Annotated in this window: 5 protein-coding genes; 3 read left to right on the top strand and 2 right to left on the bottom strand. The window is 71.2% G+C overall.

The features are described 5' to 3' along the window. Positions 1–78: 78 nt before the first annotated feature. Genes rsmD through ACK42S_RS17280 form a run of 3 tightly spaced genes read left to right on the top strand, consistent with a single transcriptional unit; the run spans position 79 to position 1,573 of the window. Positions 79–762, top strand: a complete 684-nt coding sequence (rsmD, locus tag ACK42S_RS17290; RefSeq protein WP_409710498.1) for a 16S rRNA (guanine(966)-N(2))-methyltransferase RsmD — start codon at positions 79–81, stop codon at positions 760–762. Further along, a complete protein-coding gene (coaD, locus tag ACK42S_RS17285; protein ID WP_409710495.1) occupies positions 759–1,259 on the top strand; it encodes a pantetheine-phosphate adenylyltransferase in 501 nt (166 codons plus the stop codon). The genes rsmD and coaD overlap by 4 nt, the downstream gene beginning before the upstream one ends. A 20-nt stretch (positions 1,260–1,279) precedes the next feature. After that, a complete protein-coding gene (locus ACK42S_RS17280) occupies positions 1,280–1,573 on the top strand; it encodes a YfhL family 4Fe-4S dicluster ferredoxin (protein WP_409710492.1) in 294 nt (97 codons plus the stop codon). Here the strand turns inward: ACK42S_RS17280 and ACK42S_RS17275 are convergent. Continuing rightward, complete coding sequence (locus ACK42S_RS17275) at positions 1,565–1,987, bottom strand: hypothetical protein (protein WP_409710489.1); 423 nt, start codon at positions 1,985–1,987, stop codon at positions 1,565–1,567. The genes ACK42S_RS17280 and ACK42S_RS17275 overlap by 9 nt on opposite strands. Then, a partial coding sequence (gene pth / locus ACK42S_RS17270) for an aminoacyl-tRNA hydrolase (protein WP_409710486.1) occupies positions 1,984–2,585 on the bottom strand: 602 nt, incomplete at its 5' end. The genes pth and ACK42S_RS17275, both read right to left, overlap by 4 nt.

The raw sequence follows: 2,585 nt of genomic DNA, 5'->3' as shown, positions 1-2,585 counted from the left end.
GGCCCGCCCGCCGGGGCCGGCGCCGGTGCTGCGCAGGGGGTCTGAGGCGGCGGGGTCTTCTTGCGGAAAAAACTGAACATGGGTGTCGGGGTCCTCGAGCCCGATTCTAGAATCCAGGCCGTGTCTGCCCCCCGCCCCTCTTCCCCGCCCCGGCCTGAGCGTCGCGCCCCGGCCCATGAGGTGCGCATCATCGGCGGCCTGTGGAAGCGCAGCAAGCTGCCGGTGCCCGACCGCCCCGGCCTGCGGCCCACGCCCGACCGCGTGCGCGAAACCCTGTTCAACTGGCTTGGCCAGGACTTGAGCGGCTGGCGCTGCCTGGATGCCTTTGCCGGCAGCGGGGCCCTGGGGCTGGAGGCGGCCTCCCGCGGCGCCGCGCGTGTGCTGATGCTCGAACGCGATGCGGCGCTGGTGCGCGGCCTGCGCGAGACGGTGCAACGGCTGAAGGCCGGCAGCGTCGAGATCCAGGCAGCCGATGCCCTGGCCTGGATGCGCCCGCACGCCCGGCCCGACTGGGACCTCGTCCTGCTGGACCCGCCTTTCGACGCCAATCTCTTCACCGCCGCTGCGGCTGCCGCCCGGCCCTTGCTCGCCCCCGGCGGGCTCATCTACCTCGAGGCCGACCGGGCCTGGAGCGACGCCACTGCCGCCTTGCTGGGCCTCACACTGTGGCGCCAGGGCCGGGCCGGTGCGGTGCACTACCACCTGCTGCGTGCCGCCGCGCCTACACTGGCGGCACCCGCCCATCTGCCAACCACACCATGACCCGCTCCCACCGCATCACCGCCGTCTACCCGGGCACTTTCGACCCCATGACCCTGGGCCACGAAGACCTGATGCGCCGGGCCAGCACGCTGTTCGACGCCCTCATCGTGGCCGTGGCCGCCGGCCACCACAAGCGCACGCTGTTCTCGCTCGAGGAGCGCCTGGAGCTCGCCCGCGAGGCTGCCGCGAGCCATCCCAACGTACAGGTGATGTCCTTCGCCGGCTTGCTGCGCGACTTCGTCGTCTCCCAGCAAGCCAAGGTCGTGGTGCGGGGCCTGAGGGCCGTGAGCGACTTCGAGTACGAGTTCCAGATGGCCGGCATGAACCGCCAGCTGATGCCCGAGGTCGAGACGGTCTTCCTGACCCCCTCGGACCAGTACCAGTTCGTCTCGGGCACCTTCGTGCGCGAGATTGCCATGCTCGGCGGTGATGTTTCCAAGTTCGTGGCACCCTCGGTGCTCGAGCGCCTGCGCCACAAGGTGAAGCAGGCGAACTGAAAGAGGAACGGGGTGCCGCCATGGCCCTGATGATCACCGACCAGTGCATCAATTGCGACGTCTGCGAGCCCGAGTGCCCGAACCAGGCGATCTCGATGGGGCCAGAGTACTACCAGATCGACCCTCAGCGCTGCACCGAGTGTGTGGGGCATTTCGATGCGCCCCAGTGCGTGCAGGTCTGCCCGGTGGAATGCATCCCGATCAACCCCGACCACCGCGAGGACCAGGAGACACTCTGGGCCAAGTACCGCCGCCTGCAGGCGCAGCAGATGGCAGGCCCGCCCGGTGCGGCCGCGGGCCCCGGCTCAGCGTGAGGCCGGCCGGGCCTTGCCAGGTTTCGGCGGCTTTGGCAGCCTGACCTTGTAGTCCTTGGGTCGGCGCGAGCTGCGCGGGTCTTGCGCCCGATCGGCAGCAGCTGCCCGCGGCGGTTCGTCGTCCGGCGGCCGCTGTGCGGCCCGCAGGGCTGCCTCGCGGCGCAGGCGCTCCTGTTCCAGCTCGTCGGCCGTCCAGCCCTGGCGCAGGCTGTGCTCCAACGCCTGGCGTTGCTGATCGGGGGTGCGCGGGTCGGCCAGGTCGGTGCGCACCCGCGCATCGGGGCAGGGCCGGTCGCTGTACTGGTTGCCGCAGCGGTACACCGGCTGGGCCGCGACGAGCGGGGCCGCCAGCGCGAGCACGGCCCCAACCCGCCAATGGCGAGATAGCACCGGGGCTCGCGCGTGCCGGCTCATCGGGACGGCTCCGTGGGGGTGTCCTGAGGCGCGCGGGGGGGCACGGGCCGCGCATGGATGAGGCGGGAGGCGGCCTCCATCTCGCCGCGCAACAAGGGCGCCAGCGCCGCCCGGGACCGTGTGATGCAGTCCTCGATGGCCTCGCGCTCGGCCGCCGGCGGCTTGCGCAGCACGTAATCGGCCACCTCGGCCTTCACGCCCGGGTGACCGATGCCCAGGCGCAAGCGCCAGAAGTCGGGGCTGCCGAGCTGGGCCTGGATGTCCTTCAGGCCGTTGTGGCCGGCATGCCCGCCGCCCCGCTTGATCTTCATCTGGCCGGGCAGCAGGTCGAGCTCGTCGTGCACGACGAGAATCTCCTGCGGCTCGATCTTGAAAAAGCGCGCCAGCGCCGCCACCGACCGGCCCGACAGATTCATGTAGGTCTGGGGCTGGAGCAGCCACACCGCAGCCTCCACCCCGGCCAGCGGGCGGTTCACACGGGCGACCAGGCCCTGATAGGCACGCTCAGGCAGCAGGTTCACGCCGAGCTGGCGTGCGACATCGTCGATCCACCAGAAGCCGGCGTTGTGCCGGGTGGCCTCGTATTGCGGCCCGGGGT

This window comes from Caldimonas sp. (genome assembly GCF_046289365.1).
Classification (GTDB): Bacteria; Pseudomonadota; Gammaproteobacteria; order Burkholderiales; family Burkholderiaceae_C; genus Caldimonas.
Note: the sequence above shows the minus strand (reverse complement) of the source record. Positions and strands in the feature narration are given on the sequence as shown.